26 protein-coding genes and 1 pseudogene are annotated in these 26,229 nt (G+C 74.9%); 16 read left to right on the forward strand and 11 right to left on the reverse strand.

What is annotated here, in order from left to right:
- Nucleotides 1-54 precede the first annotated feature (54 nt).
- The 4 genes from D7I43_RS05445 to hisF are packed head-to-tail and all read left to right on the forward strand — an operon-like array spanning nt 55 to nt 2,755.
- Nucleotides 55-501 carry a MarR family winged helix-turn-helix transcriptional regulator gene (locus D7I43_RS05445; RefSeq protein ID WP_120327274.1) on the forward strand — a complete coding sequence of 149 codons (447 nt, stop codon included), beginning with the start codon at nt 55-57 and terminating at the stop codon, nt 499-501.
- A 5-nt stretch (nt 502-506) separates the two neighbouring features.
- A complete protein-coding gene (locus tag D7I43_RS05450) occupies nt 507-932 on the forward strand; it encodes an organic hydroperoxide resistance protein (RefSeq protein ID WP_120327423.1) in 426 nt (141 codons plus the stop codon).
- Nucleotides 932-1,936: an NADP-dependent oxidoreductase gene (locus D7I43_RS05455; protein WP_120327275.1), complete on the forward strand. Its 1,005-nt coding sequence runs from the start codon at nt 932-934 to the stop codon at nt 1,934-1,936. Before D7I43_RS05450 ends, D7I43_RS05455 begins: the two co-directional genes overlap by 1 nt.
- A 51-nt stretch (nt 1,937-1,987) precedes the next feature.
- Nucleotides 1,988-2,755 carry an imidazole glycerol phosphate synthase subunit HisF gene (gene hisF, locus D7I43_RS05460; RefSeq protein ID WP_120327276.1) on the forward strand — a complete coding sequence of 256 codons (768 nt, stop codon included), beginning with the start codon at nt 1,988-1,990 and terminating at the stop codon, nt 2,753-2,755.
- 14 nt (nt 2,756-2,769) lie between these two features.
- On the opposite strand, the gene D7I43_RS05465 is transcribed toward hisF, so the two are convergent.
- Nucleotides 2,770-3,231 carry a hypothetical protein gene (locus D7I43_RS05465; protein WP_120327277.1) on the reverse strand — a complete coding sequence of 154 codons (462 nt, stop codon included), beginning with the start codon at nt 3,229-3,231 and terminating at the stop codon, nt 2,770-2,772.
- Nucleotides 3,232-3,334: 103 nt separating this feature from the next.
- The gene (gene yczE / locus D7I43_RS05470; RefSeq protein ID WP_120327278.1) at nt 3,335-3,988 is read right to left on the reverse strand and encodes a membrane protein YczE; all 654 of its coding nucleotides are present in this window, start codon (nt 3,986-3,988) and stop codon (nt 3,335-3,337) included.
- A gap of 58 nt (nt 3,989-4,046) precedes the next feature.
- Between yczE and yczR the strand changes: the two genes are divergently transcribed.
- Both yczR and D7I43_RS05480 read left to right on the forward strand, forming a co-directional pair.
- Nucleotides 4,047-5,504: a MocR-like transcription factor YczR gene (gene yczR / locus D7I43_RS05475; RefSeq protein WP_120327279.1), complete on the forward strand. Its 1,458-nt coding sequence runs from the start codon at nt 4,047-4,049 to the stop codon at nt 5,502-5,504.
- Nucleotides 5,505-5,573: 69 nt separating this feature from the next.
- Complete coding sequence (locus D7I43_RS05480; protein WP_240032806.1) at nt 5,574-6,887, forward strand: low temperature requirement protein A; 1,314 nt, start codon at nt 5,574-5,576, stop codon at nt 6,885-6,887.
- Between the two features lie 25 nt (nt 6,888-6,912).
- On the opposite strand, the gene D7I43_RS05485 is transcribed toward D7I43_RS05480, so the two are convergent.
- The 3 genes from D7I43_RS05485 to D7I43_RS05495 all read right to left on the reverse strand — a co-directional run bounded on the left by D7I43_RS05485 (nt 6,913) and on the right by D7I43_RS05495 (nt 10,577).
- Nucleotides 6,913-8,739, reverse strand: a complete 1,827-nt coding sequence (locus D7I43_RS05485) for an AMP-dependent synthetase/ligase (RefSeq protein ID WP_120327280.1) — start codon at nt 8,737-8,739, stop codon at nt 6,913-6,915.
- Nucleotides 8,740-8,877: 138 nt separating this feature from the next.
- Nucleotides 8,878-9,750 (reverse strand): terpene synthase family protein, encoded by an 873-nt coding sequence (locus tag D7I43_RS05490; RefSeq protein ID WP_240032807.1) that lies wholly within the window; start codon nt 9,748-9,750, stop codon nt 8,878-8,880.
- A gap of 197 nt (nt 9,751-9,947) precedes the next feature.
- The gene (locus D7I43_RS05495) at nt 9,948-10,577 is read right to left on the reverse strand and encodes a TIGR03085 family metal-binding protein (protein WP_120327282.1); all 630 of its coding nucleotides are present in this window, start codon (nt 10,575-10,577) and stop codon (nt 9,948-9,950) included.
- Nucleotides 10,578-10,727: 150 nt separating this feature from the next.
- On the opposite strand from D7I43_RS05495, the gene D7I43_RS05500 reads away from it, so the two are divergent.
- Together D7I43_RS05500 and D7I43_RS05505 are read left to right on the forward strand one after the other, a co-directional pair.
- Entirely contained in the window at nt 10,728-12,608 is a 1,881-nt protein-coding gene (locus tag D7I43_RS05500) for an ABC transporter ATP-binding protein (protein WP_120327283.1), read from the forward strand.
- Complete coding sequence (locus tag D7I43_RS05505; RefSeq protein ID WP_120327284.1) at nt 12,605-14,395, forward strand: ABC transporter ATP-binding protein; 1,791 nt, start codon at nt 12,605-12,607, stop codon at nt 14,393-14,395. The genes D7I43_RS05500 and D7I43_RS05505 overlap by 4 nt, the downstream gene beginning before the upstream one ends.
- 103 nt (nt 14,396-14,498) lie before the next feature.
- Here D7I43_RS05505 and rpsD read toward each other — a convergent pair whose 3' ends face one another.
- Nucleotides 14,499-15,110 (reverse strand): 30S ribosomal protein S4, encoded by a 612-nt coding sequence (rpsD, locus tag D7I43_RS05510; RefSeq protein ID WP_120327285.1) that lies wholly within the window; start codon nt 15,108-15,110, stop codon nt 14,499-14,501.
- A 69-nt stretch (nt 15,111-15,179) separates the two neighbouring features.
- Here rpsD and D7I43_RS05515 point away from each other — a divergent pair, with 69 nt between their 5' ends.
- Nucleotides 15,180-15,938, forward strand: a complete 759-nt coding sequence (locus D7I43_RS05515) for a DUF2470 domain-containing protein (RefSeq protein WP_120327286.1) — start codon at nt 15,180-15,182, stop codon at nt 15,936-15,938.
- Nucleotides 15,939-15,940: 2 nt separating this feature from the next.
- Here D7I43_RS05515 and D7I43_RS05520 read toward each other — a convergent pair whose 3' ends face one another.
- The 3 genes from D7I43_RS05520 to D7I43_RS05530 all read right to left on the reverse strand — a co-directional run bounded on the left by D7I43_RS05520 (nt 15,941) and on the right by D7I43_RS05530 (nt 18,149).
- Entirely contained in the window at nt 15,941-16,558 is a 618-nt protein-coding gene (locus tag D7I43_RS05520; RefSeq protein ID WP_120327287.1) for a TetR/AcrR family transcriptional regulator, read from the reverse strand.
- A gap of 65 nt (nt 16,559-16,623) precedes the next feature.
- Nucleotides 16,624-17,379 carry an ABC transporter permease gene (locus D7I43_RS05525; protein WP_120327288.1) on the reverse strand — a complete coding sequence of 252 codons (756 nt, stop codon included), beginning with the start codon at nt 17,377-17,379 and terminating at the stop codon, nt 16,624-16,626.
- Nucleotides 17,376-18,149 (reverse strand): ABC transporter ATP-binding protein, encoded by a 774-nt coding sequence (locus D7I43_RS05530; RefSeq protein ID WP_120327289.1) that lies wholly within the window; start codon nt 18,147-18,149, stop codon nt 17,376-17,378. The genes D7I43_RS05525 and D7I43_RS05530 overlap by 4 nt, the downstream gene beginning before the upstream one ends.
- A gap of 281 nt (nt 18,150-18,430) precedes the next feature.
- On the opposite strand from D7I43_RS05530, the pseudogene D7I43_RS33460 reads away from it, so the two are divergent.
- From D7I43_RS33460 to D7I43_RS05545, 4 genes and pseudogenes are all read left to right on the forward strand, one after another.
- Nucleotides 18,431-19,021, forward strand: a pseudogene (locus tag D7I43_RS33460) (phosphoribosyl-AMP cyclohydrolase); the annotation flags it as partial.
- A 186-nt stretch (nt 19,022-19,207) separates the two neighbouring features.
- Complete coding sequence (hisI, locus tag D7I43_RS33465) at nt 19,208-19,639, forward strand: phosphoribosyl-AMP cyclohydrolase (protein ID WP_120327425.1); 432 nt, start codon at nt 19,208-19,210, stop codon at nt 19,637-19,639.
- A 19-nt stretch (nt 19,640-19,658) separates the two neighbouring features.
- A complete protein-coding gene (locus D7I43_RS05540; protein ID WP_120327290.1) occupies nt 19,659-21,212 on the forward strand; it encodes an anthranilate synthase component I in 1,554 nt (517 codons plus the stop codon).
- 121 nt (nt 21,213-21,333) lie between these two features.
- Nucleotides 21,334-21,867 (forward strand): Trp biosynthesis-associated membrane protein, encoded by a 534-nt coding sequence (locus tag D7I43_RS05545; RefSeq protein ID WP_240032817.1) that lies wholly within the window; start codon nt 21,334-21,336, stop codon nt 21,865-21,867.
- On the opposite strand, the gene D7I43_RS05550 is transcribed toward D7I43_RS05545, so the two are convergent.
- The gene (locus tag D7I43_RS05550) at nt 21,860-22,114 is read right to left on the reverse strand and encodes a hypothetical protein (protein WP_120327292.1); all 255 of its coding nucleotides are present in this window, start codon (nt 22,112-22,114) and stop codon (nt 21,860-21,862) included. The two genes, D7I43_RS05545 and D7I43_RS05550, sit on opposite strands and share 8 nt — an antisense overlap.
- A gap of 452 nt (nt 22,115-22,566) precedes the next feature.
- On the opposite strand from D7I43_RS05550, the gene trpC reads away from it, so the two are divergent.
- The 3 genes from trpC to trpA are packed head-to-tail and all read left to right on the forward strand — an operon-like array spanning nt 22,567 to nt 25,444.
- Nucleotides 22,567-23,370 (forward strand): indole-3-glycerol phosphate synthase TrpC, encoded by an 804-nt coding sequence (gene trpC / locus D7I43_RS05555; protein WP_192902079.1) that lies wholly within the window; start codon nt 22,567-22,569, stop codon nt 23,368-23,370.
- A 38-nt stretch (nt 23,371-23,408) separates the two neighbouring features.
- Nucleotides 23,409-24,641 (forward strand): tryptophan synthase subunit beta, encoded by a 1,233-nt coding sequence (gene trpB, locus D7I43_RS05560; protein ID WP_120327294.1) that lies wholly within the window; start codon nt 23,409-23,411, stop codon nt 24,639-24,641.
- The gene (trpA, locus tag D7I43_RS05565) at nt 24,641-25,444 is read left to right on the forward strand and encodes a tryptophan synthase subunit alpha (RefSeq protein ID WP_120327295.1); all 804 of its coding nucleotides are present in this window, start codon (nt 24,641-24,643) and stop codon (nt 25,442-25,444) included. The genes trpB and trpA overlap by 1 nt, the downstream gene beginning before the upstream one ends.
- Before the next feature lie 185 nt (nt 25,445-25,629).
- On the opposite strand, the gene D7I43_RS05570 is transcribed toward trpA, so the two are convergent.
- Nucleotides 25,630-26,145 carry an NUDIX hydrolase gene (locus D7I43_RS05570; RefSeq protein WP_120327296.1) on the reverse strand — a complete coding sequence of 172 codons (516 nt, stop codon included), beginning with the start codon at nt 26,143-26,145 and terminating at the stop codon, nt 25,630-25,632.
- Nucleotides 26,146-26,229 lie beyond the last annotated feature (84 nt).

Here is a 26,229-nt window from a genome sequence, read left to right on the forward strand (position 1 = left end):
GTGCTCCCTCGGTGATGAGTAGCGCGCAATTCAATTGTGCGCTACCTTTCTCGGGTGACCGACGACCTGGTGTTGCGCCGCCAGGTGTGCTTCGCGCTCTACGCGGCGTCGCGGGCCCTCACGGACGTCTACCGGCCCCTCCTCGACGCCGTGGGGCTCACCTACCCGCAGTACCTGGTGCTGCTCGTGCTCTGGGAGCGCGACGGCGCCGCCCCCGCCGTCTCCGAGATCGGCGCCGAGCTGCGCCTCGACTCCGGCACCCTCTCCCCGCTGCTCAAGCGGCTGGAGGAGGCCGGGTTCGTGCGCCGGCGGCGCTCGACCCGCGACGAGCGGCGGGTCGAGGTGGAGCTGACCGACGCCGGCCGGGCCCTGCGGGACCGCGTGGCGGACGTGCCGGCGCGTGTCGCCGTGTCCACCGGGCTCACCGAGGCGGACCTCGTCGCCCTCCGCGACACGCTCACCCGGGTCACCGAGACGATCCACCGACAGAAGGAGCAGTGACCGCCATGCAGGTGCTCTACACCGCGTCCGCCCGGGCCACCGGCGACGGCCGCGACGGCCACGTCCAGACCTCCGACGGCACGCTGGACCTCGACCTGGCGGTCCCCAAGGAGATGGGCGGCAACGGCGGCGCGGCCAACCCCGAGCAGCTCTTCGCCGCGGGGTACGCCGCCTGCTTCCACTCGGCGCTGCGGGTGGTGGCACGGCGGGCGGGAGCGGACGTGACCGACTCGGTCGTGGAGGCGCAGGTCGGGATCGGCCCCAACGGCGCCGGCGGTTACGCGCTGGCCGTCACGCTCGTCGTCGACCTGCCCGCCGTCGAGCGGGCCGCCGCCGAGCAGCTGGTGGCGCAGGCGCACCAGGTCTGCCCGTACTCCAACGCCACCCGCGGCAACATCGACGTCGTGCCGACCGTCCGGACGGCGGCGTGATGGGCGCGCTGGTGAACCGGGAGATCCACCTGGCGTCGCGCCCGCACGGCTGGCCGACCGAGGAGAACTTCCGGCTGGTCGAGACCGAGGTGCCCAAGCCCGGCCCGGGGCAGCTCCTGGTCCGCAACCGGTACATGTCGGTGGACCCGTACATGCGGGGACGGATGGACGACGTGAAGTCGTACGCGCCGCCGTTCCGGCTCGACGCGCCGCTCGACGGGGGAGCGGTCGGCGAGGTGGTGGCCAGCGAGGCCGACGGGTTCGCCCCGGGCGACGTGGTGCTGCACGGGCTGGGCTGGCGGGAGTACGCGCTGGTCGAGGCCCGCTCCGCCCGGATCGTCGACCCCGACCTGGCGCCGGTGACCACGTACCTGCACGTGCTCGGCATGACCGGCCTGACCGCGTACGCCGGGTTGCTGGACGTGGCCGGGATGCGGCCGGGCGAGACGGTCTTCGTCTCGGCGGCGGCCGGTGCGGTGGGCAGCCTCGTCGGGCAGATCGCCAAGCTGCGGGGCGCCGCCCGCGTGATCGGCAGCGCCGGCTCCCCGGCGAAGGTGGCGCGGTTGGCCGCGCTCGGTTTCGACGCGGCGTTCGACTACCACGACGGCCCGGTCCGCGAGTCCCTGAAGGCCGCCGCGCCGGACGGCATCGACGTCTACTTCGACAACGTGGGCGGCGACCACCTGGAGGCGGCCCTCTCGGCGATGCGCACGCACGGCCGGGTGGCGGTCTGCGGGATGATCGCCCAGTACAACGACACCGCACCGCCGGCCGCGCCGCGCAACCTGTCGCTCGTGATCGGCAAGCGGCTCACGCTGCGCGGTTTCCTCGTCGGCGACCACGAGGCGCTCCGGGGCGAGTTCGTCCGGGAGATGTCGGGCTGGCTGCGCGAGGGGCGGGTGTCGTACGACGAGACCGTGGTGGACGGCATCGAGAACGCCCCGGCGGCGTTCCTCGGCCTGCTCCGCGGCGAGAACCTCGGCAAGATGCTCGTCCGCCTGTGACCCCTCTCTCGGCGGGGCGGGTGGCGCGAGCGGCGGGATAGGCTCGGCGGCATGACGGTGGCGGTACGGGTGATCCCCTGCCTGGACGTGGACGCGGGGCGCGTGGTCAAGGGCGTCAACTTCCTCGACCTGCGCGACGCCGGCGACCCGGTGGAGCTGGCCGCGGCGTACGACCGGGCCGGCGCGGACGAGCTGACGTTCCTCGACGTCACCGCGTCCAGCAGCGACCGCGGGACGATGCTCGACGTGGTGCGGCGCACCGCCGAGTCGGTATTCATCCCGCTCACCGTCGGGGGCGGCGTCCGCAGCGTCGCCGACGTGGACACGTTGCTGCGCGCGGGCGCCGACAAGGTCGGGGTCAACACGGCGGCGATCGCCCGGCCGGAGCTGATCGCCGAGATCGCCGACCGGTTCGGCCGGCAGGTGCTGGTGCTCTCGCTGGACGTGCGCCGCGCGCCCGCCGGCACGACGTCCAGCGGCTTCGAGGTGACCACCCACGGCGGCCGGCGGGGCACCGGCATCGACGCCGTCGAGTGGGCGCGCCGCGGCGCCGAGCTGGGCGCCGGTGAGCTGCTGGTCAACTCCATGGACGCCGACGGCACCAAGGCCGGGTTCGACCTGGAGCTGATCCGGGCGGTCCGCGAGGTGGTGGACGTGCCGGTGGTGGCCAGCGGCGGCGCCGGGCAGGTGGCGCACTTCCCGCCGGCCATCGGCGCCGGCGCGGACGCGGTGCTCGCCGCGAGCGTCTTCCACTTCGGTGAGCTGACCGTCGCCGACGTCAAGGACGCCCTGCGCCGCGAGGGCCACCCCGTCCGCTGACGGCCCCGGCCGCCTCAGTCCCGACCGGACTGCCCCTCGGGAGAGCGGCGCGGGCTGGGAATCGAGCGGACCAGGTACTCCTGCACGGCCGCCGCGTGGTCGGCCTCGTCGAGCGTCCAGTCGGCGGTGCCGGGCGTGTGCCGCCGGCTCAGCACGCCCTGCACGGTGTCCACCGTTGTCGACATCCGGGCGCTGGGCCGGCTGCGCCAGAGCCGCTCACCCTCGGCCGTGATCCGGAACCAGCCGTCGCTCACACTCACCAGCCCGGCTCCCACCAACCGGCGGACCGCCGCCTCGACCTCCTGCCGCTGCGGGATGGCCCGGTTGAGGTGGTCGGCGGTGGAGAGCACGTCGGCCAGGCGCACGCCCTCGGGGCGCCGGCTGGACGGGGACCGGCGGTGCCGCCCGGCGCCGCTCGCGATGACCAACGACACGAAGATCCAGGCGTCGCTCCAGCGCCATCCGTTCTCCCCCATGCAGTGATGATGCCGGGGTGGATCGCGGAAGGAAACACCGGCCGCCCCGGCGCACCGCCGCCGTCGGCTGCCCGTGGCGGCGCCCGGACGGTGGGTGAGGGGGTCAGCCGGCCGGCTGGGGCGCCACCCGTCCGCCGCCGGCGACGTCCGGCGGTGCGACGGTGAACATCGGCACGAACAGCTGGGCCAGTGGGCCGATGGCGAGCGCGTACGCCACGGTGCCGACGCCGACCGTGCCGCCGAGCAGCCAGCCGAGGGCCAGGACGCCGACCTCGATCACGGTGCGGACGAGCCGGATCGAGCGGTGCGGGCGGCGGGCCACGTACCCGGTCATCAGCCCGTCGCGCGGGCCGGGGCCGAGATCCGCGCCGAGGTAGAGCCCGGTGGCCGCGCCGTTGGCCACGATGCCGGTGACCAGCAGCCCGGCCCGGGCCCAGAGCGGACCGCCGGCGGGCAGCAGCGCCAGCGTCGCGTCGACGACCAGGCCGATGACCACCACGTTGCTGACCGCGCCGAGGCCGGGCCGCTGCCGCAGCGGGATCCAGAGCAGCAGCACGACCGCGCCGACGGCGATGGTCACCGTGCCGAAGGAGAGGCCGGTGCGTTCGGAGAGGCCCTGGTGGAAGACGTCCCACGGGTTGAGGCCCAGCCCGGACCGGATCATCAGGGCCATGCTGATCCCGTAGAGGGCCAGGCCCAGGTAGAGCTGGGTCAGCCTGCGGACCGGCCGGTGCCGGAGATTGCCAATGGCTGCCATGCATGCCACCCTAGGGGCCAATTCGTCAAGCAATAGAGCCAATCGTGGGGGAGTGGCCATGACGAGTCAGGTGCGGGGAGCCCAATTGGCCCGGCTGCTCGGGCAGTGGCACTCACTTCCGGGCCGCCGGCGCAGCCCCGACTACGCGGCGCTCGCGGCCGCGGTCCGCGGGCTGCTGGCCGACGGCCGCCTGCCCCTGGGCGTACGGCTGCCGGCCGAGCGGGAACTGGCCCAGGCGCTGCGGATCAGCCGCACCACGGTGACGGCCGCGTACCGCCAGCTGCGCGAGAGCGGCCACCTGGCCAGCCGCCGCGGTGCGGGCAGCTGGACCATGCTGCCCGGCACCCACCGGGTGACCAGCTCCGGGCTGTGGACCCCGCTCGACGACCTCGACATGATCGACCTCGGTGTGGCCGCCCTGTCCGCGCCGCCGCAGCTGCTGTCGGCCGCCCGCGCCGCCACCGAGGACCTGCCCCGCTACCTGGGCGGCGCCGGCTACCACCCGACCGGCATCGTCGAGCTGCGCGAGGCGGTGGCCGAGGCGTACACCGCCCGTGGCCTGCCCACCTCGGCCGACCAGATCATGGTCACCAGCGGCACCCAGCACGCACTGGACCTGGTGCTCCGGCTGGCCCTGGCGCCCGGCGCCAGCGTGCTGGTCGAGTCGCCGACCTACCCGAACGCGCTCGCGGCACTCGCCGCCCGCCGTGCCCGCATCACCACCCACGGCCTGGCCCTCGACGGCGCCGGGTGGGACGCCGAGCTGCTGCTCGGCAGCATCCGCCAGGGCCGGCCGAAGCTCGCGTACCTGATCCCCGACTTCCAGAACCCCACCGGCCACCTCATGCCGGCCGACCTGCGCGAGCGGGTGGTGGCCGCCGCCCACGCCGCCGGCACCGACCTGGTGGTCGACGAGTCCTTCGTCGACCTGCCGCTGGACGCCACGCCGGTGCCGCCGGCCGTCGCGTCCTTCGACCGGCACTCCCGGGTGATCTCGATCGGCGGGATGAGCAAGCCCTACTGGGGCGGCCTGCGGATCGGGTGGGTGCGCGCCTCCGCCCCGCAGGTGCAGCGCCTCGCGGCGGCGCGCGTCGGCGTGGACATGTCCAGCCCCGTGCTGGACCAGCTCGTGGCGGTGCACCTGCTGGCCGAGGCGCCGGCCATCGTCGCGGACCGCCGGGCCCAGCTCACCGCGCAGCGCGACGCCCTGCTCGGCGCGCTCGCCAGCCGGCTGCCCGACTGGCGGGTGTGCGTGCCCCGCGGCGGGGTGACGCTCTGGGCCGAACTCGACGGCCCGATCTCCAGCGCGCTCGCGCGGGCGGCCGAGGAGGTCGGCGTACGGCTGGCGCCGGGACCCCGGTTCGGCCTCGACGGCACCCTCGAACGCTTCCTCCGGCTGCCCTTCACGCTGCCGGCCGCCGACCTCGTCGAGGCCGTCGACCGGATCGCGGCGGTGCGCTACGGCCTCGACCGGGCCGCGCGGCCGCAGTGGCGGGAGCCGGCGGTCATCGCCTGATCGCGCACGGGCCGCCGGCGTTGGCCGGTTCCGGCCTGCCGGAACCCGGTTCGCTGCGACACTGCCGGCGTGGAGAGCGTGGGCGGGCCCCGGTGGTCGCGTGCCATCCAGCCGAGCGCTCCCGGCTCCCGGGCCACGCGCCTGGAGCTCTTCTACGACCTGGTCTTCGTCTTCGCGTTCCTCAACGTCACCACGGTGACGGCGGGCAACCCCACCCCGCGCGGGCTGGCCCAGTGCCTGGTGGTGCTCGCGCTCCTGTGGTGGTGCTGGACGGGCTTCGCGGCGCTCGGCAACGTCGTCCGCACCGACCAGGGCGTCGTGCCGCTGCTCGGGTTCGCGACCGTGGGCGCCGCGTTCCTGCTCGCGGTGGCCCTGCCGCAGGCCTTCGTGGACCGGCCCGGTGGCCTGTCGGGGCCGCTGGTGTTCGCCGTGTGCTACTTCCTCGTCCGCGCGTCCCAGGTCGGGATCTTCGGCTGGGTGTCCCGCCACGACCCGGCCCTGCGCCGCCGGTGGCTGGTGCTGGCCGTTCCGGTGGTCGTCGCCACGGGGCTGATCATCGCGGCGGCGCTGCTGCCGCAGAACGCCCTCGGCGTCCAGGTCACGGTCGGCGTCCGGCTGGGGCTGTGGACCGCCGCGCTGGCCGTCGAGTACGGGCTGGGCGTCGTGCTGCGGGGCACCGGGTGGACCGTGGTCTCGGCCGGCCACTGGGCCGAGCGGCACGCGCTGATCGTTTTGGTGGCGCTCGGCGAGTCGATCATCGCGTTGGGTCTCGGGCCCGGCTTCGTCGCCGGTCTGCCGCTGACCTGGTCGGTCGTCGTGGCGGCGATCTTCGGCATCGCGGTCGTCGCCGGGCTCTGGTGGACGTACTTCGACACCCTCTCCCTGGCCATGGAGCAGACGCTGCACCGGACGCGGGAGCGCGACACGCGCCTCACGCTGGCGCGGGACGCGTACACCTATCTCCACCTGCCGCTGGTCGCCGGCATCATCCTGTTCGCCCTCGGGCTGAAGGGCCTGCTCGCCGAGGGCACCGACCCGGCCCTGCCGCGACAACGGGTGCCGTTGCCCGGGTTCGACCTGCTCGCCCTCTACGGCGGCGTCGCGCTCTACCTGGCCAGCCTCGTCGCGCTGTCGCGCCGGGTGCTCGCCCGGACCCGGTGGCCGTCGGTCGGGGCGGTCGGCCTGCTGGCCGTCCTGATCCCGGTCGCCGCCGGCCTCCCGGAGCTGGTCACCTTCGGCCTGCTGGCACTGGCCACGGTGGCGGCCACGGTGGTGCAGACGGTCGTCGACGCGCCGCTGCGCCGCCACGTCCGTCAGGTGGCGCTGGAGGAGCAGGTGGCCTCCGAGGTGGAGCAGACTGTCTGGCGGGGACGGCACCTCTGAGGGGCCGTCCCCGCCCGGCACGCCGTCAGAGCTCGGCGAGCGTCCCCTCGTACATCCTGTCGATCTCGGCGGCGAAGTTGGTCTCCACACCGCGGCGTTTGATCTTCAGCGACGGGGTGATCTCGCCGTGCTCGATGGCGAGGTCGCGCGGCAGGATCGTCACCTTCTTGATCGTCTCCCACCGGTTGAGCCGGCTGTTGAGCTCGGCCACGTACTCCTCGACCATCGCCTGGGCCTGCGGCGAGGCCACGATCTCGGCGTAGTCGCGGCCCTCCAGGTCCGTGCCGGCGGCCCAGCCCTTGATCGCGTCCGGGTCGAGGGTGACCAGCATCGTGCAGTAGTTGCGGGCCTGGCCGATGACGATCGCCTGCGAGGTGTACGGGCAGATCGCCTTGAACATGCCCTCGATGTGCGAGGGCGCGATGTACTTGCCGCCGGACGTCTTGACCAGGTCCTTCTTCCGGTCGGTGATCCGCAGGTAGCCCTGCTCGTCGAGCGTGCCGATGTCACCGGTGCGGAAGAAGCCGTCCTCGGTGAACGCCGCCGCCGTCTCCTCGGGCAGGTTGTGGTAGCCGCGCATGACCGGCCGGCCGCGGACCAGGATCTCGCCGTCGGCATCGATCCGGCACTCCAGGTCGCCCATCGCCTTGCCGACCGTGCCGATGCGCAGCCCGTCCGGCGGGTTGACGAAGTTGCCGGCGCTCGTCTCGGTGAGCCCGTACCCCTCGGAGATCGGCAGGTTCGCGGCCGCGAAGAAGGTGGCGATCTCCGGGCTGAGCGGCGCCGCGCCGGAGACGAGCACCCGGATCCGGCCGCCGAGGCGCGCCTGGAGCTTGCTGAACACGAGCTTCTCGGCCAGCCGGTACCGCAACCTCAGCCCGGCCGGGACCGGCCTGCCGGCCTGCTCCAGGGCGACCTTCTCCTTGCCGACGCGTACGGCCCAGGCGAAGATCTTGGCCTTCGCGCCGCCACCGGACTGCGCGTTGGTCACCGCGGCGTTGTAGACCTTCTCGAAGATGCGGGGCGCCCCGCACATCAGGGTCGGCCGGATCACGCTCAGCATGGTGACGAGCTTGTCGACCCGGCCGTCGACGTACGTGGGCAGGCCCACGTGGGTCGCGCCGCAGAGCAGCGTCTTGCCGAACGAGTGCGACAGCGGCAGCCAGAGGTACTGGAGGTCGTCCTCGCGCAGCAGTCCCAGGTTGGCCTGCGCCACGCCCTCCCAGCACCAGCCGCCGTGCAGCAGCTCGACGCCCTTCGGGCGGCCGGTGGTGCCGGAGGTGTAGATGAGCGTGGCCAGGTGGTCGGGGCCGATGCCGGCGACGATCATGTCGATGAGGTCGGGCTCGGCGGCCAGCGCGCGCTCGCCGCGCTCCTCCAGCTCGGCGAGGGTGAGCTGCGGGACGGCGGCGGACGGGTCGGGGGCCCCGTCCATGAGCACCACGTGGGTCAGCGCCGGCAGGTCGGCGCCGGCGATCTTGGCGGCCTGGGTGGGGTTCTCCGCGACGAGCACCCGCGAGCCCGAGTCGGCGACGATGAAGGTCGCGTCCTCCGGCTCGGTGGTCGGGTAGACGGTCGTGGTGGCGCCGCCGGCGCACATGATGCCGAAGTCCGCGAGCACCCACTCCAGCCGCGTGTTGGCCAGGATCGCCACGCGGTCCTCCAGGCCGACGCCGAGGCCGTGCAGCCCGGCGGCGATCGCCCTGGCCCGCCGGCCCACCTGCGCCCAGGTCAGCCAGACGGGGCCCGAGTCGTCGGCCGCGGGGTGGGCGAAAGCGTGGCGGTCGGGGGTCGCCGCCACGCGCTTGAGGAACATGTCGGGAATGGAACGGTACGGTACATCGAGAGCCATCGCTGTGCCGCCTTCGGGGGTGTGGCGTGACGGTCGTCACGTCATGGTGGTTACCGAAGAGTATTGCCTGCCATCGGGCCTCGGCTACCCCCGGTGATCGTCCGACGGGCCCGTCCGGCGTGCCGGATCGGCCCGCTCTCAGGCGTACCGCGCGGCGACGAGCGACCAGTCGTAGGTCGCCCGGATCCAGTTGCGCCGGGCGGTGACGACGGTCCGCGCCGTCGGGTCGTCGAGGGCGAGCAGGCGCTGCTCGGCCACCAGGTACGCCGACAGCGTGTCGTTGAACCGGTCGGCCGCCGCGCGCAGCGCCGCGTCCTCGTCGTGGCCGGACTCCCGGGCGATCACCGTGACCAGGTTGTGCCCGTCCGGCGCCGCGCGCTCCTTGCCGTAGGAGAAGACGTCGTTGCACCAGCAGACGAGGTCGGCCGCCAGCGTGTCCACGGCGAGCAGTGCCGGGTCCGACCGCACCGCGGCGCCCGGCAGCCCGTCCAGCGCCAGATCGGTCAGGGCGAGGCTCGGGTGCACGGCCCCCGTGTGCCGGCGCATCTGGACGTACTCGGCCACCGCGGGCACCCGGCCGTGCTCCCGGTTGGTCGCCTCCCACAGCAGGGCGAGCAGGTAGTCGCGCACCCGGCTGACGAAACGCAGCAGCAGGGCCGACCGCCCGTGGGCCCGCACCCGGCGGCAGAGGTCGTGCAGCGCGGCGCCGAGCGCCCCGCCGGACTCCGGCGCGGACGCGCCCTCGCCGTGCCGGTCCAGCACGTCGAGCAGGCCGGCCACCACGGGCGCCAGCCGGGTCGGCGCGCCGCCCAGACCGTCGTCGTCGCAGGCGTCGTCCATCACGAACAGCCACGAGATCAGGTCGGCGAGCAGGCGTACGCGGTCGACCGGCCCGTCCGGGATGGCGCGTCCGGCCAGCCCCGCCGCGTCGGCCCGGCGCAACCGGCTCAACCGGTGTCCGGAACCGATCAGCCCGAAGTCCTGCACCCAGGCGGTACTCTCCCCTGCCACCAGATCGGTGCTGTCGTGGCGTCGTGCGGGGAAGGGGGGTTCCCGCAGCGCCGAGACCGCGAAGGTCCGCATGGTGCCCCCAGTCGCGCCGTTCCCGTGCGGGACGATCCGGGAAAGCGTACGGGAGAAGGGATCGGTGCCAATCGCTGGGTGCAACATGCAGGACGGTCGTTGAGTGACCGTTTGCGTACAGTCAGTTATAGGCCCAGGTCGGCGGTGCGCAGCCGTTGGGCCAACGCCGCGGGCCCGTCGAGCTGGACGCGGGCGACCCGCTGACGGCCGGAGAGGAACAGCACGAGTTCGCCGGGCGCCGCGACCAGTCGCAGCGGCTCGCCGCCCCGGCCGACGGAGAGCTGCCCGTGCCCGGGCGCCTGCACGTACACGTCGGCGGGGAACCGGCGCAACGCGAGCCGCGCCAGCGGGGCGGCCCGCCGCCAGAGCGCCGCCTGCAGCCCGGCGGCCAGGTCCCGGGGCGACCAGCCCGGCCGGCCCCGCCGGACGTCCTCGTGGTGGACGAAGAACTCCATCGTGTTGGCCAGCTCGTCGGTGAGCGGGTTGCTCACCGGGCTCCACACGGGCGGCCGGCGCACCTGGGCGACCAGATCGGCGAACGGACGGGCGGCGATCCGCCGGCGGACGCGCTCGGCGTACCCGCGCAGCGGCGGGAGCACGATGCCGCCGGCGGCGTCCGGGCGGCGCTCCCGCACCACGAGGTGCGCCGCCAGGTCCCGGGTCGACCAGCCCTCCGCCACGGTCGGCGCGTCCGGTCCGAGGGTCAGCAGGAGATCGGCCAGCGCCTCGCGCTCGGCTCGGGCGTACCGCGGCATGGCCCCAGGGTAGGCCCGGCGCGGCGGGGACGCGGCCCGCGCGCCACCCGCGGTGTCCGCGTGAGCGCCGACATATGCCGCCGGACGGCGGGGGCGGGCCCCGACCGGTAAGGATGGGGGAGATAATTTGCGCTTACGGCGGGGGAGAGCGTGGCGAGCGGAACGAATCGGGACGTGCTCGGTCGGGGGTTGGCGGTCCTCGGGCGGGCGATCCGGGAACAGCCACGCATCTTCGCGGTCGCGGTGACCGGCAGCGTGCTGTTCGGGCTCATGGTGATCGCGAGCGCCTACGTGGTGGGCGCCGTCGTGGGCGACGTGGTCGTCCCCGCGATCGAACGCGGCTCGGTCGCGACGGGCACGCTCGTGCTGGCCGCGACGGCCCTGTTCGGGATCAGCGTGCTGCGGGTCGTCGGCATCTTCGGCCGCCGGCTCGGGGCCGGCTACATGCAGTACCGGCTCCAGGCCGCGTACCGTCGGCGGGTCACCCGCCGTTACCTGGAGCTGCCGCTGGCCTGGCACCACCGCAACGCCACCGGCACCCTGCTGTCCAACGCGAACTCCGACGTGGAGGCCGCCTGGTACCCGATCGCGCCGCTGCCGTTCGCGGTCGGAACGCTGGTCATGCTGGTCGGCGCCGTCGCCTCGCTCTTCGTCACCGACTGGGCGCTGGCGCTCGTCGGGCTGGCCGTCTTCCCGGCCCTGTTCGCGCTGAACGTCGTCTACTCCCGCCGGATGGCGCCCCGGCAGGCCCGCGCCCAGCGGCTGCGGGCCGAGGTCAGCGGCATCGCCCACGAGAGCTTCGACGGCGCGCTCGTCGTCAAGACCATGGGTCGGGAGGCGCAGGAGACCGCCCGGTTCGCCGGCCGTGCCGGTGAGCTGCGGGACGCGCTCATCTCGGTCGGGCGGCTGCGCGGCGTCTTCGACCCGATGCTGGAGACCCTGCCGAGCCTCGGCACGCTCGCCGTGCTCGTGGTCGGCACGTTCCGGCTGCGGCAGGGCGCGATCGGCGTCGCCGACCTGGTGAGCGTGGCGTTCCTGTTCACCGTGCTGGCGTTCCCTGTGCGCGCGATCGGCTGGGTGCTCGCCGAACTGCCGCGCAGCGTCGCCGGCTGGGACCGGGTCCGGCGGGTGCTCGACGCCACCGGCGAGATGCCGTACGGCGACCGGGAGCTCGACCCGGCCACGCCGACCCCCGCCACGCTCGCCTTCCGCGACGTCTGCTTCGCGTACGAGCCGGCGGAGGCGCACCTGCCCGGCACCGAGGTGCTCGGCGAGGTCTCCTTCACGGTGCCGGCGGGCCGGACGGTCGCGCTGGTCGGGCCCACCGGCGCCGGCAAGTCGACGATCGCGTCCCTGGCCGTCCGGCTCGTCGACCCGCGCTCGGGGACGGTGACGCTCGACGGGGTGGACGTGCGCGACCTGACGGCCGCCTCGCTGGCCCGGACGGCGGCCCTCGTCGCCCAGGTGCCGTTCGTCTTCGACGACACCGTCCGCGCCAACATCACCCTGGACCGGCCGGGCATCAGCGACGACGACGTGTGGGCGGCGCTGCGGCTGGCCGAGGCGGACGGCTTCGTGGCGGCCCTGCCCGACGGGCTGGACACCATGGTCGGTGAGCGCGGCACCTCGCTCTCCGGCGGGCAGCGGCAGCGGCTCACGCTGGCCCGCGCGCTGGCCGGCCGGCCCCGGCTGCTGGTGCTCGACGACGCGACCAGCGCGGTCGACCCCCGGGTGGAGGCCGCCATCCTGGCCGGCCTGCGCGCGGCCGACCGGCCCGGCACGCCGCCCGCGTCGATCCTCGTGGTGGCGTACCGGCGGGCGACCATCGCGCTGGCCGACGAGGTGATCTACATCGAGCAGGGGCGCGTGGTGGCCCGGGGCACCCACGCGGAGCTGCTCGCCACCGTTCCCGGCTACGCGGACCTCGTCACCGCGTACGAGCAGGCCGAGGTGGAACGCGCCCAGGAACAGCCGTACGACGCCGAGGCGGATCCGCTGCACTCGGGCCTCGAAATGGAGGTGGACCGGTGAGTGCGACCGCGGATCGGGACACGCCGCGACCGGAGGAGTCGGAGAGCACCTGGCGGACGCTGCGGCGCGGCCTCGCGCTCTCGCCGGAGCTGCGGACCGGCCTCATCGGCACGCTCGGCCTGGCGCTGGTCTACATGGTCGGCCGGGTGGCCGTGCCGGTCGCCGTCCAGCAGGGCATCGACAACGGCATCGTCGGTGGCCTCGACCTGGGCGTGGTCTGGACGGTGGTGGCAGCCGCGGCGGCGATCCTCGTGGTGACCACGCTCTGCGGCTACCTGATGATGCGCCGGCTGTTCACGGTGAGCGAGACGGCGCTGGCGGGTGTCCGCATCCGGGCGTTCCGGCACGTGCACGACCTGTCGATGCTGCACCAGCAGTCCGAGCGGCGGGGCTCGCTGGTGTCCCGGGTGACCAGCGACGTCGACCAGATCACCCAGTTCCTCCAGTGGGGCGGCGTGATCCTGCTGGTCAACCTCGGCCAGCTGGTCGTCACGACGCTCGTGATGCTCGCGTACTCCTGGCAGCTCACGCTCATGGTCTTCGCGGCCTTCCTGCCCGCCGTGTTCGTGATCCGGTGGCTGCAACGCCGCCTCGGCGCGGCCTATGGAGCGGTCCGCCAGCGCACCGGCGCCCTGCTCGGCGCGATCGCCGAGAGCGTCGTGGGCGCGCCGGTGATCCGGGCGTACGGGATCGCGGGGCGTACGGCGCGGCGGCTCGACGAGGCGATCGACGGGCAGCGCCTGGCGCAGCAGCGGGCGATCCGCATCAGCATCATGGGCAGCTCGGTGGGGGAGCTGGCGGCGGGTCTGGCGCTGGCCGGCGTGGTGGTGCTCGGGGTGGTCCTCGGTGTCGACGGGACCCTCAGCATCGGCCAGCTGACCGCGTTCCTCTTCCTGGTCACCCTGTTCATCCAGCCGGTGCAGATCGCCACCGAGGTGCTCAACGAGGCGCAGAACGCCATCGCGGGCTGGCGCCGGGTGCTGGACGTGCTGGACGTGGCGCCCGACGTGGCCGACCCGGGTGAGCAGGGTCGGGACCTGCCGCCCGGCCCGCTGGACATCCGGTTCGCCGGGGTGACCTTCGCCTACCCGGGTGGCCCGCCGGTGCTGCACGACATCGACGTGGAGATCCCGGCGAAGAGCCGGGTGGCGGTGGTCGGCGAGACGGGCAGCGGCAAGACGACGTTCGCGAAGCTGCTCACCCGGCTCATGGACCCCACGGCCGGCACGGTGCTGCTCTCCGGTGTGCCGCTGGATCAGGTCCGCTTCGCGTCGTTGCGCGCGCGGGTGGTGATGGTGCCGCAGGACGGCTTCCTGTTCGACGCCACGGTGGGGGAGAACGTCCGGTTCGCCCGCCCGGAGCTGACCGACGAGCAGCTCGTGACGGCGTTCACCGAGCTGGGGCTCGCCGACTGGCTCGACGGGCTGCCCGCGGGGCTCGACACCCCGGTGGGGGAGCGGGGCGAGGCGCTGAGCGTGGGGGAGCGGCAGCTCGTGGCGCTGGCGCGGGCGTACGTGGCGGATCCGGACCTGCTGGTGCTCGACGAGGCGACCAGCGCGGTCGACCCGGCCACCGAGGTGCGCCTGCAACGCACCCTGGACGCCGTCACCCGGGGCCGGACGACGCTGGCCATCGCCCACCGGCTCTCCACGGCCCAGGCCGCCGACGAGGTGATCGTGGTCGACCGGGGCCGGATCGTGCAGCGCGGGCCGCACGACGAACTGGTCCGCGACCCGGAGTCGACCTACGGCCTGCTCTACGCGTCCTGGCTGGAACAGACCCGCTGACCCCCGCGATCTTGCAGTTTGTGCCCCGGCAAAAGCCCCGAACGCCGCGAATCGAGGGCACAAACTGCAAGATCGGCGCGGAGGGCGGCTCCGCGCGGGGGCGTCAGCGGGAGTAGAACTCCACGACGAGCTGCTCGTCGCAGATGACCGGCACCTCGTCGCGGGCCGGCTCGCGCAGCAGGGTGGCGCGCAGGCCGGTCAGGTCGACCGACAGGTACGGCTGGCCAGGGCCCTCACCCCGCTGGGCGCCGGCGGCGGCGAGCTGGAAGGGCAGCCGTTCGCGGCTGCGCTCGCGCACCCCGACGACCTGGCCGGGGCTCAGCCGGTACGACGGCCGGTCGACCTTGCGCCCGTCGACCGTGATGTGGCCGTGCGCGACCAGCTGGCGTGCCTGGTAGATGCTGCGGGCCAGGCCGGCGCGGTGCACCACGGCGTCGAGGCGCCGTTCGAGGAGCGCGACCAGGCGCTCGCCGGTCTTGCCGGTGCCCCGGGCCGCCTCGTCGAAGGCGCGACGGAGCTGGGTCTCGCTGACGTTGTACTGGTGGCGCAGGCGCTGCTTCTCCAGCAGCCGCACCTGGTAGTCCGATGTCTTGCGGCGCTGCCGCCCGTGCACGCCCGGCGGGTAGGGGCGGCGCTCGACGTACCGCACGCACTTGGCGGTCAGCGGGATGCCGAGGGCGCGGGAGAGCCGGGCCTTGGGCCGGGCGTGGTTCACGTGGACCTCTCCGTTCCGGTGCTCTAGGGTGCTACTTAGGTAAGCCTAACCTACTGAGGAGGTCGTGCCATGCGGCCCAGCCCCGCGGAGACCGTCCGCACCCTCGTCGCGGGCCGGCTCCCCGGCCTCGTCCACCTGGCGCACCGGCCCGGCCCGCACCACGTGCGGCACGTCACCGACCCGGACGGGCGGGTGCTGCTGCTCGTGCCGGTGGTCAGCGACCTCGCCGCGGCGCTGCGTCCCGGGCCGGGGGAGGAGGACGTGGCGGTCGTCCTCGACGTGCTCGACCTCCCACCCGCGGCCGGCGCGCCCAGCCTCGGCCGCGCCTGGGTCTCCGGCTGGGCCGGCGAGCTGCGCGGTGACGAGGCCCGCGCGGCGGCGCAGGACTTCGCGGCCGTCGACCCGACCGGCGACCTGCTCGACCTCGGCACCCGGTTCCGGATGTTCCGCTTCGAGGTGGTCGAGGCGCGCTGGGAACGCGGCGACACCGTCCGCCGCGTCGACCCCGAGGCGTACGCCGAGGCCGCGCCGGACCCGCTGCACGCCCTGGAGCCGGCGCTGCTGGCCGACCTCGCCGACCACCACGGCGACGAGGTGACCGCCTACCTGCGCCGGCAGCTCGGCCTGACCGGCGACGACCCCGCCGGCGCGCCGCGGGTGGTCCGGATCGACCGGCACGGCCTCGTCGTCGCGTACGGCCGGCCGGGCGCCCGGCGCCGGATCCGGCTGGCCTTCCCGGCCCCGGTGGCCGACCACGCCGAGCTGGCCCGCCTGCTGCACCCGATGATCTGCCCGCGCGCCGCCGCCGGCCCGGGCGGTCCCGCCTGACGTCAGGAACCGGCGGAATCCCGCTGCGGCGGCAGGTCCCCCGTGATGTACCGCTGGATCGTCGGGCCCACGCTCGCCACCAGCGTCTCCGGGGCGGCGGAGGCGACCGGCTCCAGCCGGACGACGTACCGGATCATCGCCAGCCCGATCAGCTGGGTGGCCACGAGCGAACCGCGGAGCGGCAGCTCGGCCGGGGCGACGTCGAGGTGGTTCAGCACGCGGCGCAGCACCTGGGTCACGACGAACTCGCGCAGCAGCCGGGCCGTCCACTCGTTGCTGACCGCCGAGCGCAGCAGCGCCACACCGGCCGTGCCGGCGGGGGAGTCCCAGACCGCGAGGAAGGTGCGGACCAGCCGTTCGCCGATGCCCCCGGGGTCGCCGGCGAGCACGGTCGGCAGCAGCTCCCGGGGGTCGACGGGCGCCTGCATGGCCGCCAGGAAGAGCTGGTCCTTGCTGCCGAAGTAGTGGTGCACCAGCGCCGGGTCCACGCCGGCCGTCCCGGCGATGGCCCGGATGGAGGCGGCGTCGAACCCCCGTTCGGCGAACGCGGCCCGCGCCGCGTCGAGGATCGCCTCCCGGGTGCCGGGGTTGCCGGGTCGCCGGCCGGTCCGCCGCGCCATCGCCGCCCTTCGCTCGTGCTCCACCGTCCCGGCCCGGTCTCCGATCCGGGCCGGCCCCGTCCGGGTCAGCCGCTGCGTCGCCGCAGCGTGGCCGCGGCGAGCACCAGCGCGAGCACCGCCGCCCCGGCGACCACCGCGACGTCGCGCCACATCGTGCCGGTCGGCTCGGCGTGCGCGCCGACCTCCTGCAACGCCTCGACGGCGTACGACAGCGGCAGCACGTCGCTGACCGCCTGGAGCCAGCCGGCCATCTCGCCGCGGGGCACGAACAGCCCGCAGAGCAGCAGTTGCGGGGCCACCACGACCGGCATGAACTGTACGGCCTGGAACTCGGTGCGGGCGAAGGCGCTGCAGAACAGCCCGAGGGCGACCGCCAGCACGGCGTTCAGCGCGGCGATCAGGATGACGAGCCCGCTGCCGCCGGCCGTGTCCAGGTCGAAGACCCAGTACGCCACGCCGGCCGCCACGGTGGCCTGCACGGCGCCGGCCAGTCCGAACGCGATGCCGTACCCGAACAGCAGGTCGGCCTTGGCCAGCGGCGTGGTGAGCAGGCGTTCCAGGGTGCCGGTGGTGCGCTCGCGCAGCATCGCGATGCTGGTGACCAGGAACATCACGATGAACGGGAAGAAGCCGAGCATCACGAGCGCGATGCGGTCGAACGTGGACGGCCCGCCGGGCGGGGCGGGCTGGTCGGCGTACATGTAGTAGACCAGCGTGAGCAGCAGCGTGGGCACCACCAGCAGCAGGGCCACGGTGCGCCGGTCGTGCCGCAGCTGGCGCAGGATGCGGCCGGTGGTGACCGCCAGGATCCTCGGGTTCACGACGTCTCCCCTCCGGCGGCGCCCGCCGGGCCGCCCGTGCCGGTCGCCACCGCGCCGCCCGTCTCGCTCGCCCGGATGAGGCGCAGGAACGCCTCGTCGAGGTCGGCCACCCCGGCGGCGGCGCGGATCGCGGCCGGGGTGTCGTCGGCGACGAGCCGTCCCTCGCGGATGAGCAGGAGCCGGTCGCACCGGGCCGCCTCGTCCATCACGTGGCTCGACACCAGCAGCGTCGCACCGGACGCCGCCAGCTCGTGGAAGCGGGCCCACAGGTCGGCCCGCAGCACCGGGTCCTGCCCCACGGTCGGCTCGTCGAGCACGATCAGCTCCGGCTCGCCGACCAGCGCGCAGGCCAGCGAGGCGCGGCTGCGCTGGCCGCCGGAGAGGGTGCCGACGAGCTGCCCCGCCGCCTCGCGCAGCCCCACGTCGGCCACCGCGCGGTCGGCGTCGGCCCGGCTGCGTCCGTGGAGGGCGGCGAAGTAGCGCGCGTTCTCCCGCACGGTGAGGTCGGCGTAGACGCTGGGCGCCTGGGTCAGGTAGCCGACCCGGCGGCGCAGCTCGGGCGTGCCGGCCGGGCGACCCAGCACGGTGACCGTGCCGCCGTTGACGGTCTGCACGCCGACGACGGCCCGCATGAGCGTGGTCTTGCCGCTGCCGCTGGGCCCGAGTAGCCCGGCGACCACGCCGCGCGGCACGGCGCAGCTGACGCCGTGCAGCACACGTCGCCGCCCCCGGTCGACGACCAGGTCGCGGAGCACGATCGCGTCGTCCATCGCCCCTCCTCGAACTCAACACCCGTTGAACTCAACGCTAGTTGAGTTCTCCGCCCCGGCGCAACAGCGGAGGGCCAGGAGCGCGGTGCTGAGGGCGGCGAATGCGATGGTTCGGGCAGTAGCCGCCGACCGGACAGTCGGTCAATCATCGGACATTGCCCCTTGATCGGGCCGTACGGCACGATGGGGTCGTGAGTCACGCTCCGCTACCGGACGCCGGATTCCTCGACGACTGGGCCGCCCGGCTGCGTGAGTTCGCCGACCGGCCCGTCGTCGGCATCATGCTGCGCGGCAGCCACGCACGCCGGGCCGCCACCGCGCACAGCGACGTGGACCTCGACGTGCTGGTGGGCGGTGCGCCTTACGCGGCGCGGCGGGCGTACCTGGCCCGCACCCCCGGCCGGCTCACCCACGTGTCGGTGGCGGCCCGCGACGTCCACTCGTGGGTGGCGCACCTGGGCGAGCCGGCCGACTGGGCGTTCGGTCTGCCCGTCCTGGCGCCGGCCCGGCTGCTGTGGGCCGACGCGCACTGGCGGCCGCGGATCGACCTGCCGGTGCTCTGCCAGCCGGCCGGCGAACCGCAACTGGAGGAGCTGATCGCCACCCTCGGCAAGACCGCCGGGGCGCGGGCGGCCGATGACCACCTCGGCGTCCGTCTCGCCGCCGCCGACCTGGCCCGGCTGTGCCCGTCCGTGCTGCGGCTGGCCAACCCGTCGGTGCGGGTGGCCTCCCGCCGGGCGGCCTTCGCCGCCGCGCTGAACCTGCCGGTCGCCCCGCCCGGCTACCGGGAGGACATGCTGCTCTGCCTCGGCCTGCGCCCCGGCGCCCCGGGCCAGCTCTGGGCCGCGGCCGTGCGGCTGGTCACCGGCACGCTGCCGCTCATCCGCCCGTACGCCGCCGAGGTCGCCGGCACCGCCGGGTCGGACCTGGCCGAGGCGCTGCTCGACGGGCGGCTGGACCGCTACGTCGCCCAGCTCGCCGGGCCGCCAACCGCCCCACCGGGCCCGCGGCGGGAGCCGTCTCCGGTGCCCGCGCCGCGTGCGGGAGAATGGCTCACTGTGCCCGTACCTGACGCGCCGATGACCGGCGCCCCCACCTCCGCGGGCGAGCCGCCGGTCTCCGGCCCGGCCCGCCCGTCCCGGCTCGACCCGGCCATCGCGGCCCGGTTGCGGCGCACCGCCGACGGCCTGGTGGCGGCCGTCGTACGCCAGCACGACTCCGGCGAGGTGCTCATGGTCGCCTGGATGGACGACGAGGCGCTGCACCGTACGCTCACCACCGGCCGGGCCACCTACTGGTCCCGCAGCCGGCAGGAGTACTGGGTGAAGGGGGCCACCTCGGGGCACCACCAGTACGTCCGCTCGGTCGCCCTGGACTGCGACGGTGACGCGGTGCTCGTGAGCGTCGACCAGGTCGGCGCCGCCTGCCACACCGGCCACCGCACCTGCTTCTTCGACGAGCTGCCGGTCACCGGCGCGGACGCGCCGTGAGCGCGCGGCGGGGGTGGTCATGACCGACGGCACGGTGAGCCCGGACCCGGCGACCTTCACGGAGCTGGCCGGCCGCTGGCGGGTGGTGCCCGTGACGCGGCGGCTGCTCGCCGACGCGGAGACGCCGGTCGGCGTCTACCGCAAGCTGGCCGGCGGCCCCGGCACGTTCCTGCTGGAGTCGGCCGAGCAGGGCGCCGGGGCGACCGGGATGGCGTGGTCGCGCTACTCGTTCATCGGCGTCCGCAGCAGCGCCACCCTCGTCGAACGGGACGGCGCCGCCGCCTGGCTCGGGCAGCCCCCGGCCGGGCTGCCCACCGGCGGTGACCCGGTCGAGGCGCTGCGTGAGACGGTGGCCGCCCTCGCCGGCCCGGCCTGGGATCCGGCCAGCGGGATGCCGCCGCTGACCGGGGGCATGGTCGGCTACCTCGGCTACGACCTGGTTCGCCGTTTCGAGCGGCTGCCCGAGCTGACCGAGGACGACCTCGGCGTGCCCGAGCTGGGCATGATGCTCGCCACCGACCTGGTGGTGCTCGACCACTACGACGGCTCGGCGATCCTGGTGGCCAACGCCGTCCTGCCTCCGCTCGACGAGCCCGACCGGGCCGCGCGCGTCGCCGCCGCGTACCACCACGCGGTCGGCCGGCTCGACGCCATGACCACCGCGTTGTCCCGGCCCATCCCGCCGATGATCTCGACGGTGGACCGGCCGCCGGCCGGCGAGGTGGTCGGCCGTACGCCGGAGGGGGGCTACCCGAAGGCGGTGGAGGCGGCCAAGGAGGCGATCCGGGCCGGCGAGTGCTTCCAGATCGTGCTGTCCCAGCGCTTCGAGCGGCCCACCCACGCCGACCCGCTGGACGTCTACCGGGTGCTGCGCACCACCAACCCGAGCCCGTACATGTACCTGCTGCGGTTCGACGGCTTCGACATCGTCGGATCCTCGCCCGAGGCGCACCTGAAGGTGACCACCGAGGGGGACGGCCGGCGGCGCGCGCTGCTGCACCCCATCGCCGGCACCCGCCCGCGTGGCGGCACCCCGGCGGCCGACGCCCGCCTCGCGGCCGAACTGCTGGCCGACCCGAAGGAGCGCGCCGAGCACGTCATGCTCGTCGACCTGGGCCGCAACGACCTGGGCCGGGTCTGCCGGCCGGGCACCGTCGAGGTGCCGGAGTTCGCCACCATCGAGCGGTACAGCCACGTCATGCACATCGTCTCGACGGTGGTCGGCACGCTGCGGGAGGACCGCACCGCGTTCGACGCGCTGGCCGCGACGTTCCCGGCCGGCACCCTCTCCGGCGCCCCGAAGGTGCGCGCCATGGAGATCATCGAGGAGCTGGAGCCGGTGCGGCGGGGCATCTACGGCGGCACGGTGGGCTACTTCGGCTTCGGCGGGGACCTCGACATGGCCATCGCCATCCGGACCGCGCTGATCCGCGAGGGCCGGGCGTACGTGCAGGCCGGAGCGGGGGTGGTGGCCGACTCCGACCCGCACGCCGAGGACCAGGAGACCCGCAACAAGGCCGCCGCGGTGCTGGCGGCCATCGCCGCGGCCGAGACGCTGAGGGCGGCCCGGTGAGCGCGCAGGCGAGCCGCGCCGCCGCGGACGAGAGGCGGGCGGGGTGAGCGAGGAGCGCAGCGCCGCCGAGCCGCGCCGCGGCGAGCGGGAGGCGGGCCCGGCCGTCGCGGGGCGGCGGCAGTTGACGTACGCCGTGCTGCTCAGCCTCGCCGGCGCGGGCCTGGCGCTCTGGGCGGCGACCCGGAGCTGGTCGGTGGAGCTGGCCGTACGCCCGGCGCCGTTGCCCCCGGAGCGGACGACCCGCAGCGGCGCCGCCCTGCTGCCGTGGCTGCCGGCGCTGGCCCTGGTGGGCCTGGCCGGCGGCGGCGCGGTGCTCGCCACCCGTGGGCGGGTGCGCCAGGTCCTCGGCGCGCTGCTCGCGCTGCTGGGGCTGGCGGTGGCGGCCGGCGGGGGCTACGGCCTCGTGGCGGATTTCGGGGGCGCCGTGAGCCGGCAGTGGCCGGCGCTGTGCCTGGCCGGCGGCGTGCTCGCCGCGGCGGGCGGGCTGCTGACGGCGCTGCGGGGACGCGGCTGGCCCGGGATGGGAGCGCGGTACGAGCGGCCGGCCCGGACCGGGGCGCCCACCGGGGAGCCCGCGGGCGGCCCGGTGGACGGCCGGCGCACCACCGAGGCGTGGGACGCGCTGGACCGGGGCGAGGACCCGACGGTCAGCTGACCGGCTGCCGCTCCCGCTGTCGCCGGGCCGCGGCGAGTTCGGCGACCAGGCGGTCCAGCTCGGCGCGCCGGTCGGCGCGGGCCCGGTCGGCGCAGACCGCCTCCCAGGCGTTGCCGCGCGCCGTGCGCATCCGTGCCTCGCCGACGACCGCGCGCTCGACCGTGTGCACCACGCCGACGGCGAGGGAGGCGACGGTGCGCGAGATGGTCGTCAGGCCGATGCTCGGGTTCGGACCGGCTGTGCTCATGGCTCACTCCGCACGAGGAGGTTGGCGATGGTGGGCAGGCGCGTCATCGAGTCTGCCCGACGTCGATGCTCGCCGACTCACGTTTCGCCGTGGTGTCCGTCGCATCAACGCTGCCGCGACGGCCGGCACCAGGGCAGGGCCGTCAGTCCTTGAGCTTGCTCACAGCATCGACGAGCATCATTGGAGGTGTTCCGGCGGTCGACGCCGGTGCAGTCCGGGCGGGTTCGCCGGGTGCCCGCCGGGCGGGAGGTGGCGCTGCGTGACGTCCTCTTCACGGCAGGTCGGCCATTATGCCGCAGGCCGTTTCGTGAGCAGCGCCATACCCCCACCACCTGGCGTCGGGTGGCGCCACCTAGCATCGGCCCATGACACCCGGAGAGGGGAGTCCGTTGGTGACTGCTGAGCATGCGCACGCGGAGGGGGACGAGGCCGCTTCGGCGGCACCCGCAAGCGTGCTCGACGAGATCCTGGCCGGGGTGCGTGAGGACGTCGCCCGCCGGCAGGAGCAGGTTCCGCTGGAGCGGATCCGGGAGCTGGCCGCCGCCGCGCCGCCGCCCCTGGACGCGTACGCGGCCCTGCGCCGGCCCGGCGTCGCGGTGATCGCCGAGGTGAAGCGTTCCTCGCCGTCGAAGGGCCGCCTCGCGGAGATCGCCGACCCCGCCGACCTGGCCGGCGAGTACGCGGCCGGTGGCGCGCGGGCGATCAGCGTACTGACCGAGGGGCGCTGGTTCGGCGGGTCGCTGGACGACCTGGCCGCGGTGCGCGCCGCGGTGCGGGTGCCCGTGCTGCGCAAGGACTTCGTGGTCTCCAGCTACCAGGTCCACGAGGCGCGGGCGCACGGCGCCGACCTGGTGCTGCTGATCGTCGCCGCGCTGGAGCAGAACGCGCTCGTCGGGCTGCTGGAGCGCATCGAGTCGCTCGGCATGACCGCGCTGGTCGAGGTGCACGACGAGGAGGAGGCCGACCGGGCCCTGGAGGCCGGCGCCCAGGTCATCGGCGTCAACGCCCGCGACCTGCGTACCCTTGAGGTCGACCGCTCGGTGTTCGAGCGGATCGCGCCCGGCCTGCCCAGCAGCGTCGTGAAGATCGCCGAGTCCGGCGTGCGCGGCCCGCACGACCTCATCCGGTACGCCTCCGCCGGGGCCGACGCGGTCCTGGTCGGCGAGGGACTGGTCACCCAGAAGAGTCCCCGGGAGGCGGTGGCCGAGCTGGTCAACGCCGGCAACCACCCGGCGACGCCCCGTCCGGTGCGCTGACCCCGCGCCGGCCCGCCAGCAGCGAGAGGACTTCCCCGATGAGCGACGCGCCGGCCCCCACCGGCCTCCAGCCCGACGCCGCCGGTCACTTCGGCCGCTTCGGCGGGCGGTTCGTGCCCGAGGCGCTCGTGGCCGCGCTCGACGAGCTGTCCGAGGCGCACCGCACCGCCATGGCCGACGAGTCGTTCCGGGCCGAGTTCGAGGCCCTGCTGCGCGACTACGCCGGCACCCCCTCGATGCTCTACCCGGCGCAGCGGCTCTCCGCGAAGCTCGGCGCGCGGGTGCTGCTCAAGCGGGAGGACCTGAACCACACGGGCGCGCACAAGGTGCGCAACGTGCTCGGTCAGGCGCTGCTCACCAAGCGGATGGGCAAGACCCGGGTCATCGCGGAGACCGGCGCCGGGCAGCACGGGGTGGCCGCGGCCACCGCGGCCGCGCTGTTCGACCTCGAGTGCGTGGTGTACATGGGCGAGGTGGACACGCAGCGGCAGGCGCTGAACGTGGCCCGCATGCGGATGCTGGGCGCCACCGTCGTCCCGGTGACCACCGGCTCCCGCACGCTCAAGGACGCCATGAACGAGGCGATGCGGGACTGGGTCGCCAACGTCGGCGACACCCACTACCTGATCGGCACCGCCGCCGGGCCGCACCCGTTCCCGGCCATGGTGCGCGACTTCGTCCGGGGCATCGGCGACGAGGCCCGCCAGCAGTGCCTCGACCTGACCGGCGCCCTGCCCGACGCCGTGGCCGCGTGCGTCGGCGGCGGCTCCAACGCGCTGGGCATCTTCCACGCCTTCGTCGGCGACCCGGACGTGCGGCTGTACGGCTTCGAGGCCGGCGGCGACGGCGTGGCGACGGGCCGGCACGCGGCGAGCATCACCGGCGGCTCGGTGGGCGTGCTGCACGGCACCCGGACGTACGTGCTCCAGGACGCCGACGGGCAGACGGTCGAGTCGCACTCGATCTCCGCGGGCCTGGACTATCCGGGCGTCGGGCCGGAGCACTCCTGGCTGCACGACACCGGCCGGGCGACGTACCTGCCGGTCACCGACGACGAGGCGATGGCCGCGTTCGAACTGCTGTGCCGCACCGAGGGCATCATCCCGGCCATCGAGAGCTCCCACGCGCTCGCCGGGGCCGCCGCGATCGCCCCGAAGCTCGCCGCCGAGCTGGGTCGGGAGCCCACCATCGTCGTCAACCTCTCCGGCCGGGGTGACAAGGACGTGCACACCGCCGGCCGGTACTTCGGGATCCTCGACAGGGAGCAGTGATGAGCCGGATCGGGGTCGCCTTCGACAAGGCGCGCGCGGAGGGTCGGGCGCTGCTGGTGGGCTGCATGCCGGCCGGTTTCCCCACGGTCGAGGGCAGCATCGCGGCGATGACCGCCATGGTCGAGGCCGGGGTCGACGTGATCGAGGTGGAGATCCCGTACTCCGATCCGGTCATGGACGGGCCGGTCATCCAGAAGGCCAGCGACATCGCGCTGGCCGGCGGCGTCCGCACGGCCGACACGCTGCGCATCATCGAGGCGGTCGCGGCCACCGGCGCGCCGGTGGTCACCATGACCTACTGGAACCCGATCGAGCGGTACGGGGTCGACGCGTTCGCGCGTGACCTGGACGCCGCCGGGGGCACCGGCCTCATCACTCCCGACCTCATCCCCGAGGAGGCCGACGAGTGGCTCGCCGCCTCGGACGCGTACGGGCTGGACCGGACGTTCCTGGTCGCCCCGTCCTCGACCGACGCGCGGCTGGCCATGACCGTCGAGCACTGCCGGGGGTTCGTCTACGCCACCGCGATCATGGGCGTCACCGGGGCGCGTGAGCGCACCTCCGACGCGGCCCCCGTCCTGGTCTCCCGGGTCCGTGCGGTCACCGACCTGCCGGTCGGCGTCGGGCTCGGCGTCGGCACCGGCGCGCAGGCCGGCACGGTCGGCGGGTACGCCGACGGCGTGATCGTGGGCAGCGCGCTCGTCCGCTGCGTGCTCGACGCGCCGAACGAGGCCGCCGGCCTGGCCGCCCTGCGCACCCTGAGCGCGGAGTTGGCCGAGGGCGTCCGCACCCCCCGCCCCTGACCCCCACCCCCGCCCCAGACCCCCGCGCCCGGGCCTCAGACCCCCGCGCCCGGGCCTAGACCCGCCCGGGCCCCCGCGCCCCGGCCCCCACCCCCGCGATCTTGCACTTCTGGCCCCCGAGACGCGGCTTCTGCCCGTATTTGTCGGGGCGGAAAGTGCAAGATCGCGGAGAACTGTGGTGCGGGTCAGGGTTTCGGGGCGCTGTGGGGGGTGGGCGGGTCGGCGCGTTGTTCCGGCGGGCGAGGACTTGGCGCCACGGAGCGCAGCACGCCCGAGCGGCCGGACAGCGCGTCGGCGAGGGCCGCCCGGGTGGTCGGCGTGAGCGCGCCGGGCAGCGCGGCCGGGTCGTGCCAGGAGAGCCGGCAGCCGCCCACCGGCGCCCCCGCCGGCGCAGAACCGTGTGCCCGGGCCCGGAAGACGTGCACCAGGACATCGGGCAGCGGCCCGACCCGCCCGGGCGGCGGCACGGCCGCCGGCGCCGGACCGCTCAGGTGGTACAGGCCGACCAGGTCGACGACCTCGACCTCCCAGCCGGTCTCGGCGCGGATGTCGCGCAGCGCGGCCGGTAGCGGGCTCTCCGCCCGGCGCAGCCGGCCCCCGGGCAGCGCGTAGCGGCGCTCGCCGCGGCCCTGCCGGCAGAGCAGCACCCGGCCGGCGTCGTCGGTGACGACCGCGGCCACCGCCCAGGTGAGCGCGCCCATGGACAAAGAGCGTACGGCGGTGCAAACCAGAAGTCACCGCGCCGGCCCGCGCGCCGGGCCGGGGTGCCGCCGACCGGCCCGTCG

This window comes from Micromonospora globbae (assembly GCF_003610785.1).
In the GTDB taxonomy this organism is placed as follows: Bacteria; Actinomycetota; Actinomycetes; order Mycobacteriales; family Micromonosporaceae; genus Micromonospora; species Micromonospora globbae.

Bases quoted from the DNA above. Each gene is read 5' to 3' on its own strand.
- D7I43_RS05450 (WP_120327423.1), top strand. From the start codon at position 507: ATGCAGGTGCTCTACACCGCGTCCGCCCGGGCCACCGGCGACGGCCGC.
- D7I43_RS05455 (WP_120327275.1), top strand. From the start codon at position 932: ATGGGCGCGCTGGTGAACCGGGAGATCCACCTGGCGTCGCGCCCGCAC.
- hisF (WP_120327276.1), top strand. From the start codon at position 1,988: ATGACGGTGGCGGTACGGGTGATCCCCTGCCTGGACGTGGACGCGGGG.
- D7I43_RS05465 (WP_120327277.1), bottom strand. From the start codon at position 3,231: ATGGGGGAGAACGGATGGCGCTGGAGCGACGCCTGGATCTTCGTGTCG.
- yczE (WP_120327278.1), bottom strand. From the start codon at position 3,988: ATGGCAGCCATTGGCAATCTCCGGCACCGGCCGGTCCGCAGGCTGACC.
- yczR (WP_120327279.1), top strand. From the start codon at position 4,047: ATGACGAGTCAGGTGCGGGGAGCCCAATTGGCCCGGCTGCTCGGGCAG.
- D7I43_RS05485 (WP_120327280.1), bottom strand. From the start codon at position 8,739: ATGGCTCTCGATGTACCGTACCGTTCCATTCCCGACATGTTCCTCAAG.
- D7I43_RS05495 (WP_120327282.1), bottom strand. From the start codon at position 10,577: ATGCCGCGGTACGCCCGAGCCGAGCGCGAGGCGCTGGCCGATCTCCTG.
- D7I43_RS05515 (WP_120327286.1), top strand. From the start codon at position 15,180: ATGCGGCCCAGCCCCGCGGAGACCGTCCGCACCCTCGTCGCGGGCCGG.
- D7I43_RS05520 (WP_120327287.1), bottom strand. From the start codon at position 16,558: ATGGCGCGGCGGACCGGCCGGCGACCCGGCAACCCCGGCACCCGGGAG.
- D7I43_RS05530 (WP_120327289.1), bottom strand. From the start codon at position 18,149: ATGGACGACGCGATCGTGCTCCGCGACCTGGTCGTCGACCGGGGGCGG.
- D7I43_RS05540 (WP_120327290.1), top strand. From the start codon at position 19,659: ATGACCGACGGCACGGTGAGCCCGGACCCGGCGACCTTCACGGAGCTG.
- D7I43_RS05550 (WP_120327292.1), bottom strand. From the start codon at position 22,114: ATGAGCACAGCCGGTCCGAACCCGAGCATCGGCCTGACGACCATCTCG.
- trpB (WP_120327294.1), top strand. From the start codon at position 23,409: ATGAGCGACGCGCCGGCCCCCACCGGCCTCCAGCCCGACGCCGCCGGT.
- trpA (WP_120327295.1), top strand. From the start codon at position 24,641: ATGAGCCGGATCGGGGTCGCCTTCGACAAGGCGCGCGCGGAGGGTCGG.
- D7I43_RS05570 (WP_120327296.1), bottom strand. From the start codon at position 26,145: ATGGGCGCGCTCACCTGGGCGGTGGCCGCGGTCGTCACCGACGACGCC.